Annotated in this window: 24 protein-coding genes; 11 read left to right on the top strand and 13 right to left on the bottom strand. The window is 65.0% G+C overall.

The features are described 5' to 3' along the window. Window positions 1–68: 68 nt before the first annotated feature. Genes BXU08_RS05380 through BXU08_RS05390 form a run of 3 tightly spaced genes read right to left on the bottom strand, consistent with a single transcriptional unit; the run spans window position 69 to window position 2,437 of the window. The gene (locus tag BXU08_RS05380) at window positions 69–545 is read right to left on the bottom strand and encodes a heme-binding protein (protein WP_077509152.1); all 477 of its coding nucleotides are present in this window, start codon (window positions 543–545) and stop codon (window positions 69–71) included. A gap of 15 nt (window positions 546–560) precedes the next feature. After that, window positions 561–1,397, bottom strand: coding sequence for a carboxymuconolactone decarboxylase family protein (locus BXU08_RS20505; RefSeq protein ID WP_150125421.1), 837 nt, complete (start codon window positions 1,395–1,397; stop codon window positions 561–563). Continuing rightward, the gene (locus BXU08_RS05390) at window positions 1,394–2,437 is read right to left on the bottom strand and encodes an aldo/keto reductase (protein ID WP_376787776.1); all 1,044 of its coding nucleotides are present in this window, start codon (window positions 2,435–2,437) and stop codon (window positions 1,394–1,396) included. Before BXU08_RS05390 ends, BXU08_RS20505 begins: the two co-directional genes overlap by 4 nt. Window positions 2,438–2,703: 266 nt before the next feature. On the opposite strand from BXU08_RS05390, the gene BXU08_RS05395 reads away from it, so the two are divergent. Then, entirely contained in the window at window positions 2,704–3,600 is an 897-nt protein-coding gene (locus BXU08_RS05395) for a LysR family transcriptional regulator (RefSeq protein WP_077512035.1), read from the top strand. A gap of 43 nt (window positions 3,601–3,643) precedes the next feature. Then, window positions 3,644–4,171, top strand: a complete 528-nt coding sequence (locus tag BXU08_RS05400; protein WP_077509153.1) for a hypothetical protein — start codon at window positions 3,644–3,646, stop codon at window positions 4,169–4,171. Between the two features lie 182 nt (window positions 4,172–4,353). Here BXU08_RS05400 and BXU08_RS05405 read toward each other — a convergent pair whose 3' ends face one another. Genes BXU08_RS05405 through BXU08_RS05415 form a run of 3 tightly spaced genes read right to left on the bottom strand, consistent with a single transcriptional unit; the run spans window position 4,354 to window position 5,816 of the window. After that, window positions 4,354–4,743, bottom strand: a complete 390-nt coding sequence (locus tag BXU08_RS05405; protein WP_077509154.1) for a VOC family protein — start codon at window positions 4,741–4,743, stop codon at window positions 4,354–4,356. 22 nt (window positions 4,744–4,765) lie between these two features. After that, the gene (locus BXU08_RS05410) at window positions 4,766–5,197 is read right to left on the bottom strand and encodes a DUF488 family protein (protein ID WP_077509155.1); all 432 of its coding nucleotides are present in this window, start codon (window positions 5,195–5,197) and stop codon (window positions 4,766–4,768) included. Further along, window positions 5,172–5,816, bottom strand: a complete 645-nt coding sequence (locus BXU08_RS05415; protein WP_077509156.1) for a lysoplasmalogenase family protein — start codon at window positions 5,814–5,816, stop codon at window positions 5,172–5,174. The genes BXU08_RS05410 and BXU08_RS05415 overlap by 26 nt, the downstream gene beginning before the upstream one ends. A gap of 64 nt (window positions 5,817–5,880) precedes the next feature. Between BXU08_RS05415 and trmFO the strand changes: the two genes are divergently transcribed. Next, window positions 5,881–7,194, top strand: coding sequence for a methylenetetrahydrofolate--tRNA-(uracil(54)-C(5))-methyltransferase (FADH(2)-oxidizing) TrmFO (gene trmFO, locus BXU08_RS05420; protein ID WP_077509157.1), 1,314 nt, complete (start codon window positions 5,881–5,883; stop codon window positions 7,192–7,194). A gap of 339 nt (window positions 7,195–7,533) precedes the next feature. On the opposite strand, the gene BXU08_RS05425 is transcribed toward trmFO, so the two are convergent. Beyond that, entirely contained in the window at window positions 7,534–8,010 is a 477-nt protein-coding gene (locus tag BXU08_RS05425; protein ID WP_077509158.1) for an EF-hand domain-containing protein, read from the bottom strand. Window positions 8,011–8,072: 62 nt separating this feature from the next. Next, window positions 8,073–8,762, bottom strand: coding sequence for a hypothetical protein (locus BXU08_RS05430; RefSeq protein WP_077512037.1), 690 nt, complete (start codon window positions 8,760–8,762; stop codon window positions 8,073–8,075). A 99-nt stretch (window positions 8,763–8,861) separates the two neighbouring features. Here BXU08_RS05430 and BXU08_RS05435 point away from each other — a divergent pair, with 99 nt between their 5' ends. The 3 genes from BXU08_RS05435 to BXU08_RS05445 are packed head-to-tail and all read left to right on the top strand — an operon-like array spanning window position 8,862 to window position 12,201. Further along, entirely contained in the window at window positions 8,862–10,895 is a 2,034-nt protein-coding gene (locus BXU08_RS05435) for a pilus assembly protein (RefSeq protein ID WP_077509159.1), read from the top strand. Then, window positions 10,895–11,518, top strand: coding sequence for a TadE/TadG family type IV pilus assembly protein (locus tag BXU08_RS05440; protein WP_077509160.1), 624 nt, complete (start codon window positions 10,895–10,897; stop codon window positions 11,516–11,518). The genes BXU08_RS05435 and BXU08_RS05440 overlap by 1 nt, the downstream gene beginning before the upstream one ends. After that, the gene (locus BXU08_RS05445; protein ID WP_150125422.1) at window positions 11,515–12,201 is read left to right on the top strand and encodes a TadE/TadG family type IV pilus assembly protein; all 687 of its coding nucleotides are present in this window, start codon (window positions 11,515–11,517) and stop codon (window positions 12,199–12,201) included. Before BXU08_RS05440 ends, BXU08_RS05445 begins: the two co-directional genes overlap by 4 nt. 37 nt (window positions 12,202–12,238) lie before the next feature. Here BXU08_RS05445 and BXU08_RS05450 read toward each other — a convergent pair whose 3' ends face one another. Together BXU08_RS05450 and pdhA are read right to left on the bottom strand one after the other, a co-directional pair. Continuing rightward, window positions 12,239–13,654 (bottom strand): pyruvate dehydrogenase complex E1 component subunit beta, encoded by a 1,416-nt coding sequence (locus BXU08_RS05450; protein ID WP_077509161.1) that lies wholly within the window; start codon window positions 13,652–13,654, stop codon window positions 12,239–12,241. 1 nt (window position 13,655) lies between these two features. Then, a complete protein-coding gene (gene pdhA, locus BXU08_RS05455; protein ID WP_077509162.1) occupies window positions 13,656–14,705 on the bottom strand; it encodes a pyruvate dehydrogenase (acetyl-transferring) E1 component subunit alpha in 1,050 nt (349 codons plus the stop codon). Window positions 14,706–14,859: 154 nt separating this feature from the next. Here pdhA and BXU08_RS05460 point away from each other — a divergent pair, with 154 nt between their 5' ends. Then, complete coding sequence (locus BXU08_RS05460) at window positions 14,860–15,528, top strand: hypothetical protein (RefSeq protein ID WP_077509163.1); 669 nt, start codon at window positions 14,860–14,862, stop codon at window positions 15,526–15,528. Window positions 15,529–15,544: 16 nt separating this feature from the next. Here the strand turns inward: BXU08_RS05460 and BXU08_RS05465 are convergent, their stop codons facing one another. The 3 genes from BXU08_RS05465 to eno all read right to left on the bottom strand — a co-directional run bounded on the left by BXU08_RS05465 (window position 15,545) and on the right by eno (window position 18,120). Further along, window positions 15,545–16,330, bottom strand: coding sequence for a hypothetical protein (locus BXU08_RS05465; protein ID WP_171982431.1), 786 nt, complete (start codon window positions 16,328–16,330; stop codon window positions 15,545–15,547). 80 nt (window positions 16,331–16,410) lie between these two features. Next, complete coding sequence (locus BXU08_RS05470) at window positions 16,411–16,728, bottom strand: septum formation initiator family protein (RefSeq protein WP_077509165.1); 318 nt, start codon at window positions 16,726–16,728, stop codon at window positions 16,411–16,413. Window positions 16,729–16,842: 114 nt separating this feature from the next. Beyond that, window positions 16,843–18,120 (bottom strand): phosphopyruvate hydratase, encoded by a 1,278-nt coding sequence (gene eno, locus BXU08_RS05475; RefSeq protein ID WP_077509166.1) that lies wholly within the window; start codon window positions 18,118–18,120, stop codon window positions 16,843–16,845. 147 nt (window positions 18,121–18,267) lie between these two features. Between eno and BXU08_RS05480 the strand changes: the two genes are divergently transcribed. From BXU08_RS05480 to BXU08_RS05495, 4 genes are read left to right on the top strand one after another with little or no spacing between them, the layout of a single operon-like run. Next, a complete protein-coding gene (locus BXU08_RS05480) occupies window positions 18,268–18,786 on the top strand; it encodes a hypothetical protein (RefSeq protein WP_077509167.1) in 519 nt (172 codons plus the stop codon). 14 nt (window positions 18,787–18,800) lie between these two features. After that, window positions 18,801–19,139, top strand: coding sequence for a phage holin family protein (locus tag BXU08_RS05485; RefSeq protein WP_077509168.1), 339 nt, complete (start codon window positions 18,801–18,803; stop codon window positions 19,137–19,139). Beyond that, a complete protein-coding gene (locus BXU08_RS05490) occupies window positions 19,136–19,483 on the top strand; it encodes a DUF3618 domain-containing protein (protein ID WP_077509169.1) in 348 nt (115 codons plus the stop codon). The genes BXU08_RS05485 and BXU08_RS05490 overlap by 4 nt, the downstream gene beginning before the upstream one ends. Beyond that, on the top strand, window positions 19,480–19,839 hold the full coding sequence (locus tag BXU08_RS05495; protein ID WP_253190516.1) for a hypothetical protein: 360 nt from the start codon (window positions 19,480–19,482) through the stop codon (window positions 19,837–19,839). Before BXU08_RS05490 ends, BXU08_RS05495 begins: the two co-directional genes overlap by 4 nt. Window positions 19,840–19,904: the final 65 nt, after the last annotated feature.

Consider the following 19,904-nt stretch of genomic DNA (forward strand, 5'->3'; position numbering starts at 1 on the left):
GTCGGCGCATCCGCCGAACCCGTCCGACGTCAGCGCGGGCTTTGCCCGCGCCTCTTCAACCGATCGCCCTAACGGGCCGTGACCGTCGCCGCCGCGATCGACGCGTCCTCGGCAGACGTGCCGCCTGAAACGCCCAAAGCGCCAACCACGCGCCCTTGGACGACGATCGGCACCCCGCCACCGATCGCGATCACTTCGTCGGAAGACAGCAGCACCGATCGGCCGCCCAATACCCGCTCTTCCATCACCGCCGTCGTGATCCTTAGCCGCGCCGAAGTCCGGGCCTTTTGCTGGGCGAGCCGAACCGATCCGTAGGGAACGTCGTCCATTCGCGCGAAAGCGACGAGTTCGCCGGACGGCTCGACCACGGCGAACGCCATTTTGTGTCCTCTGGCAGCGCTTTTCTCCATGCCGCCACGGATCAGCGCCAGTGCTTCGCTGATGGCGATCGGTGTGCCGTAGCGATCCAGCGGCGGAGTGGCGGTCTGGGTCGCGCCGGGGGCAGCCACCGATACCGCGCAGGCCAAGGCGATCAGGCTCTTCATCAGGCTCTCCAGCTTTCAGGGCTCAGCGCGGGCCAGCGCATATTCAGCGTCCGAAACATGCTCGAGCCACGCCACACCCGACCCTTCGGAAAGAGCGACATGCGTCATGGCAGAGTTGGCCGTGGCACCGTGCCAGTGCTTCTGACCCGGCGCGATCGTTGCCACATCGCCCGCGCAGATCCGCTCGGCGGGGCCATTTTCGTGCTGCGTCCAGCCGCATCCTTCGGTGACGATCAGCGTCTGGCCCGATGCATGGCGGTGCCAGGCGGTCCTTGCCCCCGGGGCAAACCGCACCGTTGCCCCGGAAATCCCCGATCCTTCCGCCGGGCCAAAGCGTGCGGAAACCTGCACCGTGCCGGTGAAGTTGTCAGCCGGGCCGCGAGTTACCGGTCCCGAGCCCCTTCGTACGATGCGCAAGATATCGTCCTTGGTCTCCAAAGCCGTCGGTCCTTGCATCTCGGCGGCGGTAATTCCGCGAGACTCCAGCACCTGCCGAGCCACGCCGAGCGCCGAGACGGCGTCCGGCCAGCCCGCGTAAAAGGCCAGATGAGTTATCAGCGCGCCGATCTCAATTGGCTTTACGCCATTGTCGAGCGCGCGGTTGAGATGCCCCGGCAGCTGCGCAACGTGCCCGCCGGCGATCAGTGCGGAAACCGTGACGAGACTTCGATCGCGCGGGCTCAGGTCGCGCCGGCGCCACACCTCGCCGAAAAGCACCTCGTCGGTGTAGCCCGCGAGCGCAGGTGTCACCCAGCGCATATCCTCCGGCGCGACGCGCGCGGGCTGCTCTTGCGCGATCGCGGGAGCGGCGATCAACGCCGTCGCCACCGTCACCGCGGCAAGCGGGCTCACTGCCGCACCGCCGGCGGCGCTTCGCGGCCGGAATGGACGAGCACCGCATCGGGCAGCCGCTGCCCGCGTATCTCGATTGCACGCACCGCCATATCGAGTTCCTTCAGCTCGTCGGGCGTGAAGCGGATCGACGACGCGCCGATATTCTGGAGCAAATGTGCCGCATTGGTCGTCCCGGGGATAGGAACGATCCACGGTTTCTGCGCCAGCAGCCACGCCAGCGCGATCTGCGCAGGCGCCGCCTGCTTGCGCTCCGCCCAAAGCTTCACGAGTTTCACGAGTTGCAGGTTATGCGAAAGGTTCTCGGGGGCGAAGCGCCCTTCCACCGCGCGGATGTCGCCCGCTGCAAACCGCGTGTTCGCATCGATCCAGCCGGTGAGGAGCTGCACGCCGAGCGGGCTCCACGGCACGAAACCGATGCCCAGCTCTTCGCACACGGAAAGAACTTCCTCCTCAGGGCCGCGCCATAGCATCGAATATTCGCTCTGGACGGCAGTGACCGGCACGATCGCATGCGCGCGGCGAAGCGTGTTGAGCCCCATTTCCGAGAGTCCCCAATGCCGGACCTTGCCTTGTCGCATCAGGTCCCGGACCGCACCTGCCACCTCCTCGATCGGCACGTCGGGATCTACGCGGTGTTGGTACAGCAGGTCGATATGATCGGTGCGCAGGCGTCGCAACATCCCGTCGACGACCAGCTTGATGTGATCCGGACGACTGTTGAGGCCTGGACGCCGCGCGCCAGTCTCCAGATCGATGTTCCAGCCGAATTTCGAGGTGATCACCACCTTGTCCCGAAACGGCTGGATGGCCTCGCCGAGGATGCGCTCGCATTCGTGGGGACCATAGGCCTCGGCGCAGTCGAAGAACGTCACGCCATGGTCGAATGCAGTTCGGAGGAGATTGACCATCTCTGGCCGATACGGTGTCTCGGTCGTGTATTTGCGACTGTGATTCTGGACGCCCAGCCCCACGCTGGATACTTCCAGCGAGCCGAGCCGTCGCCGCCCGTTGGCAAAGACGGCGCGCGAACGTCCCACCCCGTTCGCATCGCCTGAAGGCGTCGCGGCCAGCAATGGCGAGGCGGCGAGCGCCCCCGCACCAGTGAGAATGCCGCGCCGACCCATGTGAATCTGCCGATCGTTGATCATCAACTGGCCTTTCATTCGGACGCGCCGGAGAACTCCCAAGCGCCATTCTCCGTTCGCGGCGATGATATAGCCAAACCACTGCTTCGATTAGACATGGCAAATCACTTGGGTCTATGACTCCAGGTCATAAGTTAGCGGTCGAGGTCAGCGCGGCGATGCAACGGGAAGAGCTTGGCAATCTGGCGATGTTCCTCGCTGTAGCGGAGGAACGTAGCTTCACGCGCGCAGCCGCCAAGCTTGGCATCTCGCAATCAGCCCTCAGCCATTCGATGCGACGGCTGGAAGCCAAGCTGGGTCTGCGTCTCCTGACTCGCACCACGCGAAGCGTCGCGCCTACCGAGGCTGGAGAGCGACTCCTCGAGACGCTCGGACCAGCGATCGAAGAGATCGATGAGAGGATCGCGTCGTTGACCGAGCTTCGCGAACGACCGGCAGGCACGATCCGCATCACAGCATCGGAGCACGCCGCACGTACCTTGTTATGGCCTGTGATCGACCGGCTCACTGCCGAACATCCCGACATCCGCATCGAGCTCAATATCGAGTCCAAACTCACGGATATCGTGGCGGAACGCTTCGATGCCGGAGTGCGCCTGGGGGAGCGGCTTGAGCAGGATATGATCGCCGTGCGGATCGGGCCGAGGCTCAGAATGGCGACGGTGTGCGCACCGGTATATCTCGCGCAGAAGAGTACGCCGGAAACGCCCCACGACCTGGCCGGACACAGCTGCATCAACCTTCGAATGATGAACGGCGGAGTCTATTCGTGGGAGTTCGAGAAGGACGGTCGCGAGTTACGCGTGAAAGTCGATGGACAGCTCGTACTCAATAATGTCGATCTGATCGTGGCTGCAGCGCTTGGCGGTCACGGGATCGCGCATCTCATCGAGGATCGCGTCGCCAGGTTGATGGCCGAGGGCGTGTTAGTCCGGCTGCTTGACGACTGGTGCGAGCCATTCGACGGCTATCACCTCTATTATCCCAGCCGCCGTCAGCCTTCACCAGCCTTCACGTTGTTCTTGGATGCCATGCGCTCCGGCGCGACGCTGTAGAAATCACTTTCCTACAAGATGCCGCATATGCAATGTTCTTCATATGTTCGAATCTGCAGAATCACTCCAGTCTCCCGCACAAGAGGAGCCCGACAACCTCCTCCTCTTCACCCCCCACCCCATGCCTGCGCGCGCCGGCGGGTGGTCGGCGGAGCGGCAGATTGCGTTTATCGAGTGCCTGCGGCGCATCGGCGTGGTCGCCGCGGCGGCGCGGTCGGTGGGGATGACGGCTGCCGCCGCCTATCAGCTGCGCAAGCGCGCCGGGCCGGACAGCGGCTTTTCCCGCGCATGGGGCCACGCGCTCGACGAGGCGCAGTGCGTGGCGATCGACGAAATCCGCACCCGCGGCTTCGGCCCGGTCCGCGAAGCGATGTTCCGGGGCGGGCGGCAGGTCGGCTGGCGCGAGCGCTACGACAACAGGCTGCTCTTCGCCGCGCTGCGCGCGATGGACGGCGCATCGGGCCGCTTCGAAGCGCGCCATGGCGTGAGCGTCACCGAAGCCCTTCTGCGCGCCCGGGGCGAAAGCAATGAAGTTGCGCCGATACGCAACAACGTTGCTGGTCCACCGTGAAAACCGTAAAACTGCGCGGCGCAAATCCTACAGGCTGCCACGTCTTTCGGCCCTGCCGTCACAAACCGACACATCGCTGTAATATCGCGCTGCCACAGGCAACGACGCCGGCGCAGGGCCCCCTCCTTTTGGCGCCGGCTCCTCGAACTACGGGGCGGCTCCGGCCGCCCCGGCTTTTCGCGCTATTCGGGCCGGTGGCACACCGCCTCGATATTGCTCCCGTCGGGGTCGAGCACGAACGCGGCATAATAATTCGGATGATAATGCGGGCGGATGCCCGGGGCGCCATGGTCGGTCCCGCCCGCCGCCAGCGCCGCGGCGTGGAACGCGTCGACCTGCGCGCGGCTCTGTGCGGTGAACGCGACATGCGTGCCCTGCCCCACCCGCTCCTTGTCGCCGATCCAGAAGAACGGATGGTCGTCGGCGCCATAGCCGATCGCAGTGCCGCCGCTGTCGGTCTGCTCGGGCGTGACGCGCATGATCTCGGCGATGCCCAGCGGCGCCAGCGCGGCGGCGTAGAAGGCGTCGGACCGGGCGATGTCCGAAATCGCGAAACCGACATGGTCGATCATGATGGCGTCTCTCCTTTGGAGTTCAGGGGAACAGGTCGATCACTTCGGCGCCCTCGCCCTCGGCATCGAGCAGCAGGGTGCGGTGGCAATGTTCGGGATTGCGCTCGTAGCACAGCAGGGCGCTGGGCTTCTCCGCCGCGAGCGCGCGCATCCTGGCTGCCTCTGCTTGCGCTTCAGGAAGCCCGAGCTGGGTTTCGTACACTGCCTCCAGCGTCGCGACATCGCCTTTCTTGGCTGCGTCGCGCCCCGGCTTGGGCGTGCCGAGATTCTTCAGGTGGACATATTCGATGCCCGCGTCCTTCAGGCTCGCCGCGAGGATATTCTTGGAAAAGCCCGGCCGGCGCGACAGCGGCAGCGCCCGCACGTCGATCAGCCGCTCGACGCCCGCCTTGTGCAGCGCCGCGAGGAACTCGGCCATCGTCGTCGCCTCATATCCGATCGTGTAGATCTTCATGTGTAATACTCCGCACCACGCCCCAGGCGATCAACGCCTGGCCGGCGAAATAGGTCGGCCAGATCAGCGACCCCGGCAGCGCGGAGGTCGCCAATGGCCCGAGCTGCCCGAAGATGAGGAGATCCGAGAAGACGAACAACGCCGCGCCCATCGCCACGCTAAGCGGAAACCGGCTGGTCGCCGCGGTCCCGAACATCGCCCCCAGCCCCGCGGCGTACAGCGCGATCCCCGGCGCCGCGCTGCGGTCTGCGGGCAATGCCCAGGAGATTGCGGTCACCGTGAGCGCAATCACCACGGCCTGCCATAGCGACCCGCTCCGGTTGCGCAGGTACAATGCCGCGGCGACGAGATGCCCGGCCAGGAAGGCGACTGCCCCAATGGTGAGTCCATGCGTCTCGATCAGCACGTCGCCCAGCGCGTACAGCCCCAGCGCCCCGGCGATCAGCCATCCGTCGGCGGTCCGCGCCTGCATCGCCGCCCACGCCGCGAGCAGCCCGACCCCGGCGCCCTTCCACGCCGCGCTCGCGGCCAGCGGCACGGCGATCCAGTGCGTGGCATAGAAGCTCCACCCCGCGATCAGCGCGAGCAGGAGCAGCGGGCGGGCGGTGCGAGCGTCCATGCCGCGAGCATACCGCAGTCGTCGCCTTTGTCATGCGCCGCGCATCCCGCTATCGGCACCGGCAATGACACACGACATCCACATCATCGGCGGCGGCCTCGCCGGCTCCGAAGCCGCCTGGCAGCTCGCTCAGGCCGGGCACAAGGTCAAGCTCTCCGAAATGCGCGGCACGGGCGAGAAGACGCCCGCCCACCATACCGACAGCCTCGCCGAGCTCGTCTGCTCGAACAGCTTCCGCTCGGACGATGCCGAGCGCAACGCCGTCGGCTTGCTCCATCAGGAGATGCGCGACCTCGGCTCGCTGATCCTGACCCAGGGCGACATCCACAAGGTCCCCGCCGGCTCGGCGCTGGCCGTTGACCGCGACGGCTTCTCCGCCGGCGTCACCGCCGCGCTCGAAGCCCATCCCAACATCACCATCGTCCGCGAACGCGTCGATCAGCTGCCCGCCGAGGGCCTGACCATCGTCGCCACCGGGCCCCTAACCGCCCCCGGCCTCGCCGAGAGCATCGGCACCGCTACCGGCAAGGAGGCGCTGGCCTTTTTCGACGCCATTGCCCCGATCGTCCATTTCGAGAGCATCGACTTCACCACCGCCTGGTATCAGTCGCGCTGGAACAAGGGCGAGGGCAAGGATTACATCAACTGCCCGATGTCGAAGGACGAATATCTCGCCTTCCACGCCGGCCTCCTCGCCGGCGAGAAGACCGAATATCGCGAGTGGGAGAACGTCCCCTATTTCGAAGGCTGCATGCCGATCGAAGTGATGGCCGAGCGCGGCGTCGAAACGCTGCGCTATGGCCCGATGAAGGGCGTCGGCCTCGATGATCCGCGCACCGGCCGCTGGCCCTACGCCGTCGTCCAGCTTCGCCAGGACAATGCCAGCGGCACGCTGTGGAACATGGTCGGGTTCCAGACCAAGCTGAAGTACGGCGCGCAAGTCGAGCTGTTCCGCACGATCCCCGGGCTCGAAAATGCCGAGTTCGCCCGTCTGGGCGGGCTCCACCGCAACACCTTCATCAAGTCCCCCGAGCTGCTCGATCCGACCTTGCGGCTCAAGGCGCGCCCCAACATCCGCTTCGCCGGCCAGATCACCGGCTGCGAAGGTTATATCGAGAGCGCCGCGATCGGCCTGCTCGCCGGCCGCTTCGCCGCCGCCGAACTCACCGGCACGACGCTCGCCGCCCCGCCGCGCGAGACCGCGCTTGGCGCGCTGCTCGCCCACATCACCGGCGAGGCCGAAGTCGAGACCTACCAGCCGATGAACGTAAATTTCGGCTTGTTCCCGCCGATCGAGGGCCGCACCAAAAAGGCCGACCGCAAGCTGATGTATACGTCGCGTGCCCGCGAGGCATTCCGGAGCTGGGCGCCTGCCTAGGGTCTGTGCCCAATTGGATTGATCGCGTGCCGCTCGGGGGTGGCGGTTTCTCTGCGGCTGAGGGGCGTCTGGCTGCGGCCTGACAACCCGCTTGAAATGTAGGATTTCGCCTGCTGGGGTCGACGCTCGGAGGCCCTCGCCCCTTGCTCTTTGACAGTGTCGATCCCGGCCAGAACGCAGATCGCGTTGGCTGAACTTCTGCGATTTTCCACCAGATCACGCCGCCGCTGGAATGTGCGGGATAGTGTGACCCTGGTGTGACCTTTGGTTTTGTAAAATGCACGCCCCGCCGCGATAGCCCTCGCCTCGACCGGCCAGGGCTTCCAATCGAGGCCGATTCTAGTCCTCGACGTCCTCCTTGGCAGGAGCGCTTGGGCAGGCGCATTTGGGCTTGGGCCCAGCCCGCGGTTTGGGTGCTGTCGTAAGGAACTCGGCGCGGGTGAGCGCTCCCGTGCGATCCGCGTCCGCCCCGGCGAACTTGGCGGTCGTCTTCACCGCCCATTCCTCGAAATCGAGTTTCCCATCACGATTGACGTCGAGCTTGGCGAACGCTTTCCGGCGCAACAGCAGATATTCGTCGCGGGTCACCGCGTCGTTGCGGTCCTTGTCATAGCGATCGAAACGCTTCTGCTCCCGCGTCTTGGCAGTGGCGCTCGGCGCCTCGGCAGCCAGGGCCTCCTCCGGCGCCAGCGCAGCTGATCGCGCAGCCGGAGCGGCGGGAAGCATCGCTTCGGACGCTGCCGAACCGCGAAACAGGAATATACCCGAAAACGCCAGCAACAGCGCCGCGCCCGCACCTGCAAAATAACGCCACATCGAAGGACTCCCCCGATTGCCGAAGCGGACAGGCTACGCGCCTTACGCCGGCTGGCAAGCCCCTACCGTCCGGTAAGGCGATGCCACAGCAACCGGCCGACACGATGCGGCGCGCCGACGGGCGGTTCGGCACCCTGCGGCGTGCGCAGGTCCAGCCGCGCCAGATGCGCAATCGCACCCAGCGCGCGGCCATTGCGGCTCCACCGCGCCGCGGCAGCTTCCTCCAGCAGGGGCAGTGCCAAAGCGCGCGCCATTTCGGCTTCCCCCGCCCCACGAAGATTGCGCGCCAAGTCCGCCAGCGCCCAGCCCTGCCCTGCCGCGGCAAGGGGATCGCGAGCGCCGGCACCGATCGCGGCGCCTGCGACGACGAAGACCTGTCCCCGCCCCCCCGCGAACCGCTGCAGCGCGTCGCGCGTCAGCGCCTCTTCCTCGATCAATACTTCCCAGCCATGGACGATCGGCACGAGCGCAGCGCCGGCCACGTCGCGAGTCAGCACGTCCCGTTCAAGCGCCGCCAGCACGGGTTCGGCCGGCGCCGCCGCCTGGTCGAGCTTGGCCAGCGCCTCCCGCCACCAGGCAAGCCTCAGCTGCCCCAGCGCCGGCTCGCGCGTCGTCCGGAGCAGCAGCGCCAGCGCATCGTCGAGCGCAAGCAACGCCTCGAGCGCCCCGCGGCCGCCCGGTGGCGCGTAGGACAGCGCCAGCGCCCGCTCGGGATTCGGAGGTCCCTCTCCGATCGAGCCCTCTCCGGTCATGTCCGGATCCATAAGCGTAACGTTAACCAGCTGGATTTAAGGGACGTTAGCTGTGCGTGCAGCATTATGCCGCGTTGAGCAGGGACCGGGATCGCGAACATGGTGGGCAATCGGCAAGGCGTGACGGAGGCAAGGGCGTTTCTTACGCGGTTCGCGCGTGACACCCGGGCGAACACGCTCGCGATCATGGCGATGGCGATCGTTCCGCTTGCCGGAATGGTGGGTGCAGGCATCGACATCAGCCGCATGTACATCGTCAAGACGCGGCTGCAACATGCCTGCGATGCCGGCGCGCTCGCCGGCCGCAAGGCGATGGGCGCGGGAACCTGGAACCAGACCGGCACCATCGATGGATCCTCTCAGGCCAATTATCCGCTGAAGATCGCCCAGCGCTATTTCGACGGGAACTTCGACAAGACCGCCTATGGCGGCACGGAACCCGCAATAGAATTCCTCGAAAACGCCGGCAAGGTTTCCGGCAAGGTCTCGGTAGCGCTGCCGATGACGCTGATGCGCATTTTCGGCCGCACGTCCGAGACGCTGGCCGTCGCCTGCGAAGCGGACATGCGCCTGCCGAACACCGACGTGATGTTCGTACTCGATAACACCGGGTCGATGGGCGACACGCCATCGGGCGACAGCCAGACCAAGCTGCAATCGCTCAAGGACGCCGTAAAGTGCTTCTACGAGATCGTGGCGCGGCTCGACACGACAGAGGACTGCACGACGGGCAATCCCAGCGGCGGCGTCGGCGCCGAGACGCAGGTCCGCTTCGGCTTTGTTCTCTACGACACCAACGTCAATGTCGGGAAGCTGCTGCCCACCAGCTATTTTGCCGACAACTGGACCTTCCGATCGCGTGAGATAGATTCGATAGCCTATCCGACGCAGGGGACGCCTACCTCGACCACTGCCACGGCGTGGAACGCCGCAGGCGCTTGGCAGGACAAGGCCTTCAGCAGAAGCACGACCTCGAACAATTGCTCGAGCAATGTGCCTGCGACCACCACGACCGATGGGTCATCAACGACAACGCAGCTGTCGAGCACGGAGTCTCCGGGTTTCCGCACGGTGACCTACAAGACGGAAACTCAGGTCACCAAGACCGAATATCGATACGATAGCTATGTCAGCAACCCGAAGACCTGCGTTTACGACAAGCGCGAGACGACGGGCGTCAAGACGATCAATTACACGCGGAAGGACACGGCGCAGGTCACCTGGAATTACGGTGCGATCTCCCAAAACATCGCTGGCCTGAAAAATGGTGCGGACGCGTGGAACAGCTCCGTCCAGCTGCGGATCGGCAACAACGGCGTCATGAAGACGGTCGGCTGGGACGGGTGCATCTCGGAGCGCAAGACGCTTCAGGATATCGACTTCACCGCCACGAAGCTTCCAGCCGAGGCGATGGATCTCGATATCGATACCGAACCCAGCCAGGGCGACCCGGACTCGCTGTGGGGACCGGTCATGAAGGACATGATCTATACGCCCAATGGCGGGTTCAGCACTTGGGTTGCGGGCGATCAAAAATCCACTGCCAACTACACCAATGGCTCCAGCTATTCTTGCCTGGCCGAATCGCGCAAGCTCCAGGAATGGCGGGATGCATCGATTTTCGAGACGTACGTCGACTCGATGCGCAAGGGCGGGAACACCTATCACGATATCGGTCTGATCTGGGGCGCCCGCCTTATGTCGCCGACGGGCATCTTCAAGACGGAGAACGCCACCACGCCCAAGGGCGGTGAAATCCAGCGTCACATGATCTTCATGACCGACGGCGATCCTTGCACTGCCGCGCAGAACTATACTGCTTATGGCGTCGGCTGGTTCGACCATCTGCAGACCACTGCCGATCAGGCTCCGAGCAATGACATTCGCTGCACGCAGGGTCACGCGCTCACGGATCAGGTCAACGCGCGCACCCAGGCGATCTGCAAGGAGATCAAGAAGAAGGACGTTACCCTGTGGGTCATCACCTTCGGCTATGTGGATCCCCGCACCGTCACTCGCATGACCACCTGCGCGTCTGACGGGCGCTACTACAGCGCGAACAACAAAGCGGACCTGCAGAAGACCTTCAAATCGATCGCCGACCAGATCTCCGCATTGCGACTGACGAACTGATGCGCGCGCTCGCTTTCCCGCAGCGCTGCCGGCGCCTGCTTCGCGACCAGCGCGGTTCGACACTCGTCGAGTTCGCGATCATCGCACCGGTCATGGGGCTGGTCCTGCTCGGCGGCTTCGATATCGGCCACACGCTCTACATGCGCGCTACGCTGCAGGGCGCGCTGCAGAAGACCGCGCGCGATTCCGCGTTGGAGAGCGGCGCGTCGGCGACGGCGCAGGCGAAGTTCGACCAGAAGATCACCGACCAGGCCACGGCGCTGGCCAACAACGCAAACGTCAAAATCGTCCGGCGTTCCTATCGAACCTTCGAGGACGCCGCCGCGGCGCGCGCAGAGATCTGGACCGACGTCAACGGCAATGGCCGCTGCGACGATGGCGAACCCTATCAGGACGCCAATCTGAACGATGTCTGGGATTCTGACGGAGGCAATGGCGGCCAGGGCGGTGCAAAGGATGCCACGCTCTATACGGTCACGGTTTCCTATCCCCGCTTCTTCCCGCTCTACAATCTCGTCGGCGGGTCGAACCTCACAAAGGTCAGCGCATCGACGGTGCTGCGCAACCAGCCGTATGCCGACCAGGGCACCTATGGCAGCGCCGTCTCCAGGAATTGCACATGATCGGGACCAAGGCCTTCTTTGCGCGGCTGCGTCAGGACCAGAGCGGGCTCGCTATGCTCGAATTCGCGTTCATCCTGCCGATCTTTCTGACTATGGCGCTGACTGGTGCGGAGCTTACGCAATATATCACCACGCGCATGCGCATCAGCCAGATCGCCTTGCAGCTCGCCGACAACGCGGCGCGGATCGGCTCCGGCGCTCCGATCGCGTCCAAGACGATTACCGAAGCCGATATCAACGATCTGCTGACCGGTGCCGGGATGCAGGCGAGCGAACTCAATCTCCAGGCCAATGGCCGGGTAATCATCTCGTCGCTCGAGCCTGACACGGCGCATGCAGGCAAGTATCTCATCCGCTGGCAGCGTTGCTGGGGCTCGGCGGCGCATGCATCGAGCTATGGACTGGCGGGCGCGGACAATCTTACCGGCATCGGGCCGGGAAACAAGGCCGTGCCGCCGCCGAACGGCGTTGTGATGTTTGCCGAGGTGTATTATAAATATACGCCACTCATCAAGACGTCGCTGGCACCCAGCGCCGACATGGTCGAAACCGCATCGATGATGGTCCGCGACCGTCGCGACACCAGCGACGATACCAAGCTGGCCAACGGCTCCAACAACCCCAATCCGCAGCACCCGAACGGGATCTACAAGGTTTCCGGCGTAACCGCTTCGACCTGCTAACGCGCAAGCGGGACGCGCGAGGCGCCCCGCTCGCCGCTCAACCCTTGTAAGTAACCTTCTTCACCGCGGCGACCACGCGCGCCGCATCGACCAGTGCCAGCTTCTCGAGATTGGCCGCATAAGGCAGCGGCACGTCCTCGTTGGTGACGCGCAGCACCGGCGCGTCGAGGTCGTCGAAGCCCTGCTCCATCGCCACTGCGATGATCTCCGACGAAATCGAGCAGGTCGGCCAGCCTTCCTCGACCACGACCATACGGTTGGTCTTCTTCAGGCTCTCGAGCACCGTCGCGGTGTCGAGCGGGCGCAGCGTGCGCAAGTCGATGACCTCGGCTTCGATCCCCTCGCCCGCCAGCGTCTCGGCGGCTTCGAGCGCGAGGCCGACGCCGATCGAGTAGGACACGATCGTCACGTCCTTGCCCGCACGCACGATACGCGCCTTGCCGATCGGCAGGACGTAATCGTCGAGCTTGGGCACTTCGAAGCTGCGACCGTAGAGCAGCTCGTTCTCGAGGAACACGACCGGGTCTTCGCTGCGGATCGCCGCCTTGAGCAGGCCCTTTGCGTCGGCCGCGTCATACGGCGCGATCACGATCAGGCCGGGAACGCTGGCGTACCACGGGCCGTAGTTCTGGGAGTGCTGCGCGCCGACGCGGCTCGCCGCGCCGTTAGGGCCGCGGAACACGATCGGGCAGCGCATCTGGCCGCCCGACATGTAATTGGTCTTCGCAGCCGAGTTGATGATGTGATCGATCGCCTGCATCGCGAAGTTGAACGTCATGAACTCGATGACCGGCTTGAGCCCGCCCATCGCCGCGCCCGTGCCGATGCCGGCAAAACCATATTCGGTAATCGGCGTATCGATCACGCGCTTGGCTCCGAACTCGTCGAGCAGGCCCTGGGTTACCTTGTAGGCGCCCTGATATTCAGCGACTTCCTCGCCCATCACGAAGATGCGCTCGTCCTTGCGCATTTCCTCGGCCATCGCATCGCGCAATGCCTCGCGGACAGTCGTCTTGACCATCTCGGTGCCCTCCGGGATCGCCGGATCGGCAACGGTCGCCGCCTTGTCGCTGGCGAGCTGTGCGGTGCCGCTTTCGGCCTTCTTGGGCGCCGGTGCTTCGGACTCGGCGGATTTCTGCTCTGCGGCAGGCGCTTCGGCCTTCGGCGCCTCGGCAGCGGGCGCCGGAGTCGGTGCAGGCGACGCGTCCTCGCCCTCGGCCGCGATTGTCGCGATCACCGTGCCGACCTTCACGTTATCGGTGCCCTCGGCGACCAGAATCGACGCGATCGTGCCTTCGTCGATCGCCTCGAATTCCATCGTCGCCTTGTCGGTCTCGATCTCGGCAAGGATGTCGCCCGACTTCACCGTGTCGCCTTCCTTGACGAGCCACTTGGCGAGCGTGCCCTCTTCCATGGTCGGCGACAGCGCCGGCATCTTGAGTTCGATCGCCATCTCAATAGGTCTCCACCAGCACGTCGGTGTATAGTTCCGCGGGGTCGGGTTCGGGGGTCTGCTCGGCGAAATCGGCGGATTCGTTCACGACTTTCCGGATTTCCTGCTCGAGCGCCTTGAGCTCGTCTTCCTTGACGCCGAGCGCATCCAGCTCGCGCTTGACCGCTTCGATCGGGTCGGACTTGTCGCGGACCGACTGGACTTCCTCGCGGCTGCGATACTTGGCCGGGTCGGACATCGAGTGGCCGCGATAGCGATAGGTCTTCATCTCGAGGATGATCGGGCCCTTGCCCGCGCGGACCCAGGCCAGCGCTTCCTCGGCGGCGCCGCGGCAGGCGAGCACGTCCATGCCGTCGACCTGGATGCCGGGGATGCGGAAGCTCTCGCCACGCTTGTAGAGCTGATCCTCCGAGGACGACCGGTTGACCGAGGTGCCCATCGCGTACTGGTTGTTCTCGATCACATAGATGATCGGGAGCTTCCACAGCTCGGCCATGTTGAACGATTCATAGACCTGGCCCTGGTTCGACGCGCCGTCGCCGAAATAGGCCATCGCGACGCCGCCGTCCTCATTATACTTGTGCGCAAAGGCGAGGCCCGTACCCAGCGAGACCTGCGCACCGACGATGCCATGGCCGCCGTAGAACTTCTTCTCGGTCGAGAACATGTGCATCGAGCCGCCCTTGCCGCGGCTGATGCCTGCCCCGCGCCCCGTCAGCTCGGCCATGATCACTTTGGGATCGATGCCATAGGCAAGCATGTGGCCGTGATCGCGATAACCCGTGATCACCGAATCTTTGTCGCCGTCGAGCGCCGACTGCAGGCCGACCGCAACGGCCTCCTGGCCGATATAGAGGTGGCAGAAGCCGCCGATGAAGCCGAGGCCGTAAAGCTGGCCAGCCTTCTCCTCGAAGCGGCGGATCAGCAGCATCTGCTTGTAGAAGCCGAGCAGCTCCTCCTTGGAGGCGTTGAACCGCTCTGGTTCGTTCGGACGTTCGCGGTTCGGTACCGCAGGTTCGGTGGAAGCTTTTCGTGCCGGTGCTTTGGCCACAGGAAATCCTCATGCCCGGGGGAGGTGAATGGGGGGCCTATAAGCGCCTTCCCCGCCCCGACGCAACGTCAACGCGCGGGAAAGACCGACGTTCATGGTTGGACACGGACCAGCAACGATAGGCACCGCGAAAAATCTATGCTCCAAGCGCACCATGGGGTTCCTGCAGCTGCTGAAGTCGCTCGACGACTTGCTCTACGAAGTGATGAGCTGGCTCGTCTTCTATCCGCTAACGCTGTGGCGTACGCTCCGCCATCCGTGGGCGATGATGGCCTATTCGGACGCCGAGCTGCACGACAGCGTCGAGCAGCAATATACCGATACGCTCAGCCCGCCGCTGTTCCTGCTGCTGACGCTGATTCTCAGCCACGTCGTAGAGCTGACGGTGCTCGGCCAGAGTAGCCTCGTCGCCGACAAGACCGGCTTAGCCAGCCTGATTACTGACGATACGACGCTGCTGCTGATGCGGCTGCTGGTGTTCAGCATCTTCCCGCTGCTGATGGCCGTGCGCCTGATCCGCAAGCAGAAGAGCGCGCTGACCCGCGACACCTTGCGGCAGCCCTTTTATAGCCAATGCTATCCGGCTGGGATGTTCGCGCTGCTGCTGGGTCTCGGCAGCATCGCCACGCAATTGCCTTGGCCACAGCTCCGGCCCGTCGGTTTCGCGCTGATCGTCGCGGCCTTGCTCTGGTATGGCAGCCTTCAGACGCGCTGGTTTTCGCGCGAACTCGGCATCTCGCTGCTTCGCGGCTTCTGGGTCGCCACGGTCGGCATGGTCGAGTGCGTCATCGCAATCATATTGATCGCGCCGCTGCTCGCCTGAGCCACGACGGTGTCGGTCAGAACCCGCCGCCGCCGCGCCAATCGCCGACATCGCAACGGCCAACGAAGTTGGTCGCGGCACGGATCCGGATCTGCCGTGTTCGCCGGTCGATCTCGACGCGCGGCTTGTTCATTCCGTTGAGCCGGTAGCCGCCGGTAATCCGGTCGGGCGTGACGACGAGGTCGCTCAGGTCCCACCAGCCATTCTGCCCGCCCGAATGGATCGGAGAGACCAGTTTGCCGCCCAGGTGGATGCGCCCGCGCCCATGCCAGATCTCGATCTGCACGTCCGACGCGAAGCCTTCGCGGCCCAACGTCGTGCCATATTGCGGCTCGTAGCGGTGCGTGCGCGAATTATAGACATAGCCCGACTGGAATTGCGCAGCGGGGGCGCTGCCGGCGCCGTAGCAGATCAACGTCAGCGAAGGCCCGCCGCGATCGCCATAACCGTCGTCCTGGTCTGGACGCGGACGATCGGCCACCGGCCGGTCGGGCCGCGGTGGTCGCGCCGGCTGCTGGTTGCAATTCGCCTCGGGGACCTGCTGGATCGCGCCATAGCGCCCGTTGCTCGTCGCAACCGAGATGCACTGGCGCTGCCGATCACCCCACCAGAACGACCATTTGGTGTCGCGCACCGTGTTGGTGGTGACGAATTGATAGCCGCGCGCCTCGAGCTGCGTCTCGCCACCGGCGGCGCGGGCGCCGACCAGGTCGGCCAGGTCGGGCGCACTCTGCGCATATGCCGGGCCGGCAGCAGCGAGGCAGGAGATCGACAGAATCGCGAAATGCTTCGACAGCAACATGGGAAACGCCTCCAGGATGACAGGCATGCGTACCATGATTTTGTTACAATGGGAGAGTTCGCGCCGCAGCGCAGCGACTATTATTTGTCCAGCGGGACGATCACTTCGTCGGGACGCGCAACGTTGAGCTGCTTGCGCACCAGTTCATCGACCATGTCGGGATCGGCGCCACGCTTGGGATCGAGCAACTCGACGCGGTTCTTCAGCTCTGCGCGCTTCTTGGCGAGCGCCGCATATTCGACGTTCTTCTGCGCCAACTCGGCCTTGAACTCCTTGGCCGCGACCACGCCGGTCGGGCCCAGAACCGCATTGTATCCGAAAAAGCCGACAGCGATCAGCACCGCGGCGGGAAGCCCCGCGCGGCGCAACAGGGTACGGATCGGAGAGTTGCGCGACATAGGTTGATTCTCGCGTAACCACGCCCGTTAATCAAGGCCGCACTTTCACTTAGCCGCCCGGCGGCCAGAGAAATGCCGCGCCACCCCGGCACAAGGCCGGGGTGGCAAAATGGATCAGCCCTTGAGCACCGAGCGCCCCGCATAGCGCGCAGCGTCGCCCAGTTCTTCCTCGATGCGGATGAGCTGGTTGTACTTGGCGAGCCGGTCCGAACGCGCCAGCGAACCCGTCTTGATCTGACCGCAGTTCGTGGCGACGGCGAGGTCGGCGATCGTCGCGTCCTCGGTCTCGCCCGAGCGGTGCGACATCACCGCGGTGTAGGACGAACGCTGCGCGAGGCTGACCGCCTCCAGCGTCTCGGTCAGCGTGCCGATCTGGTTGACCTTCACCAGCAGCGAATTGGCATAGCTACCGTCGATGCCGCGCTTGAGGCGCTTGGGGTTGGTGACGAACAGATCGTCGCCGACCAGCTGAACCTTGCCGCCGATCGCGTCGGTGAGCGCCTTCCAGCCCTCCCAATCGTCCTCGGCCATGCCGTCCTCGATCGAGAAGATCGGGTATTTCGCCGCCAGCCCGGCGAGGAAATCGACATTCTCGAGCGAAGAGAGCGTCTTGCCCTCGCCCACCATCTTATAGGCGCCGTCCTTGTAATATTCGGTCGCAGCGCAATCGAGCGCGAGCATCACGTCGTCGCCCGGCTTGTAGCCCGCCGCCTCGATGCTCGACATGATGAAGTCCAGCGCCTCGGTCGTGCTCGCGATGTTCGGCGCGAAGCCGCCCTCGTCGCCTACGCCGGTCGCCAGGCCCTTCTCGTGCAGCTTCTTCTTGAGCGTATGGAAGATCTCCGAGCCGCAGCGCACGGCCTCGACGATATTCTCGGCACCCACCGGCACGATCATGAATTCCTGGAAGTCGATCGGGTTGTCGGCATGCTCGCCGCCGTTGATGATGTTCATCATCGGCACCGGCAGGACGTGCGCGTTGACCCCGCCGACATAGCGGTAGAGCGGCAGGCCACGCGCATCGGCAGCCGCCTTGGCTGCGGCGAGGCTGACGCCCAGGATCGCATTCGCGCCCAGCCGGCCCTTGTTCTCGGTGCCGTCCAGTTCGATCATCGCGCGATCGAGATCGGCCTGGTCCTCGGCGTCGAGCCCCAGCACTTCCTCGGCGATCTCGCTGTTCACGGCCTGCACCGCGCCTTCGACGCCCTTGCCGAGCCAGCGCGACTTGTCGCCGTCGCGCTTCTCCACGGCTTCGTGCGCGCCAGTGGAGGCGCCCGATGGCACTGCGGCGCGGCCGAAACTGCCGTCCTCCAGCAGCACATCCACCTCGACGGTGGGGTTCCCCCGGCTGTCGAGGATCTGGCGGGCATGGATGTCGATGATTGCGGTCACGTAACGGTCTCCCTACTTAGGGTATATCTGGATTGCCCAAGGGCGCGCGCGAGCCTCTAACCGCTCCGGCGCCCCCGGGCAACGCAGAGGATGGAACCGGCGCAGGTGGCCATGGTTCTCTGCCTTGAAACAGAAAGGGCCCAAGTCATGGCTGACGAAAAGAATTCCGACGCAACCGCTCCGAACACCACCGGGACCAGCGCGCCCGACACCGCCAACGGTGACACCCGCCCGGCGATCAACTTCGAGACGCCTGACGATACGGGTCCAGCCAAGCCCGGCGCGACTCAGCAGCTCAAGGACGAGGCGTCGAAGCTCGGCAGCCAGGCTGCCGACCGCGCCCGCGAATATGCCGGCCAGGGCAAGGAACGCGCGACGACCGCGCTCGACGAGGTCGCCAAGATGTTCGAAGGCGCCGCGCTCGACGTCGATGCGCGGCTCGGCGAGGAATATGGCAAATATGCCCGATCGGCCGCCCAGGGTATTTCGAGCTTTGCCGACAGCCTGCGCGGCAAGGAAGTCGATGATCTCATCACCGACGCGACCGAACTCGTGAAGAAAAGCCCGGTGATCGCCGTCGGCGCGGCCGCCGCAGTCGGCTTCGTACTCGCGCGCCTGATCAAGTCGGGCGTCGATGCGGCCTCTACGCCGCCCAAAGACGCCTGAGGGAGCACCGGGGGGTGGCACCAGAAGAACAGGAAGAAAGCATCGGCACGCTGATCGGGCGGCTGGTCGAGGACGGCAAAGGCTATGCCCGCGCCGAAATCGGCTATTACCGCACGCTCGCGGCTAGCAAGCTCGGCGAGGCCAAGGGCGGACTGATCCTCGGTGCAGCGGCATTGGTAATCGCCCTTTGCACGGTCACTGCACTGCTCGTCGGCCTAATCCTGTCGCTGGCGCCCCTGGTAGGGCCCGGCTGGGCAACGTTGATCGTCATCGTCGCCGCACTGGCAGTGTCCGCCCTGCTAGGCTGGCTCGCCTATAAGCGCATTCAGCGCCTGTTCGGTAGCAAGCCATGAGCAGCGATCCGGAAATCCTTGCTGCAGAGGCACAGGTCCAGGCCGCGCGCTCGCGGCTGTTCGAGACGCTGGGCGAGGTGCAGGAGCGGCTGAAGCCGTCAAACCTCGCGCAGAACGCCGTCGAGACCGCCGCACAGGGTGTCGCCTCCACTGCGCGCAAGGGCGCGGAAGCCGTACGCGCCCGCCCCTTCGCCGCCGCAGCGATCGCCGGGACGGTCGGGCTGGTATTCGCCCGCGGCTGGATCGCCGACATGCTTCGCCGTCGCAATGAAACCGCCCCCGCTGCCGATGGTTTGAGCACCAAGACATCCGCGAAGCCCGCGAAGAAAGGACCGTCCAAATGACTACTCCCAGCAGCAATGCGCAGTCCGGCGCCGCCGCAAACGACACCAGCAAGGGCCGTGCACGCGATGCAGTGGAGAGCATCGGCGATAATCCCGCCGCTCTGCTCGCCGGCGGCGTCGCGCTCGGCGTGCTGGTCGGCGTGCTGCTCCCCCGCGCCGCGAAGGAGCGCGAGCTGCTCGCACCCGTCGGCCGCCAGATCGCCGACCGCGTCACCAGCACCGCCCAGGCGGTAAAGGACGCCGGCCGGCAGGAGATCGATACGCTCCTCCCCGGCCGCGACGCCACCAAAGAAAAGGTGACTGCGCTGTTCGGCAACATCCTCGACGCCGCGAAGAGCGCCGGCCAGAAGGCCTAAGGATGAGATCGGGGTTGAGCGGTTAAGGTTTTGCCCGGTAAGGGCAGTGTCAAATCGCTCTCCCC

Origin of the sequence: Sphingomonas sp. LM7 (genome assembly GCF_002002925.1) — a bacterium.
Lineage (GTDB): Bacteria > Pseudomonadota > Alphaproteobacteria > Sphingomonadales > Sphingomonadaceae > Sphingomonas.